At 41.6% G+C, this 645-nt stretch carries 1 protein-coding gene; it reads right to left on the bottom strand.

Translation table 11 applies throughout. The annotated features are described in order from the left end of the window. The coding region (locus AB4496_RS26920) for a nitrate- and nitrite sensing domain-containing protein (RefSeq protein WP_372132971.1) at positions 1-645 on the bottom strand (645 nt) is incomplete at both ends.

Below are 645 nucleotides of genomic sequence, written 5' to 3'. Positions count from 1 at the left end.
CTTCTCTAATGTTTCATTAAGCGACGATGAGATTTGACCCAGCTCGCTATTACCTTCGTAAGTCGCACGAACGGTTAAGTCATTGTCATTTCGGACTTTAGAAAGCACTCGCGTTAGATCTTTAACTCGAGTCGTTAAATCAGTAATGGCTTTGAAGCTAACAAAAGTTGCGAACAAAGTGATCACAACAAACATCACAATGCTGCCCATCATTGCTGATTGAGCTTGCTGAGTTTTCTGATCCGTCAGTGTAATAAGAGACTCTGCTAACTGATTTTCAGTCTTCTTCAGCTGAACAATTCGTGCCGTCGATTGAGCAAACCAATAAACAGGATCGACATCAAAACCACTCATTTTCGATTCAGCCACATCACGAAGTTTTTCCACTTCAGCCACCGAGCGATCATTCAGTTGTTGTTTAAAGAAATCAACGTTATCTGGGTTACCAAAAACTTCAAAGTTCGCAAAATATGTATTTTGCTCGGTTACCAAAGAGATGAATTTAACCAGCATACCCGGGCCAAATTCATTTTTAGAAAAGGTGTTGTTGAGAACCGCACGTTCGATACCCGCACGCTCCTTGCCTTGTAGAAAGTTATAGTAGGCGATGGTTTCTGTCGTGATGGTAGCATCAGTACTTAGCTC

This window comes from Vibrio sp. 10N.222.46.A1 (genome assembly GCF_041473595.1).
Classification (GTDB): domain Bacteria; phylum Pseudomonadota; class Gammaproteobacteria; order Enterobacterales; family Vibrionaceae; genus Vibrio; species Vibrio tasmaniensis_A.
Note: the sequence above shows the minus strand (reverse complement) of the source record. Positions and strands in the feature narration are given on the sequence as shown.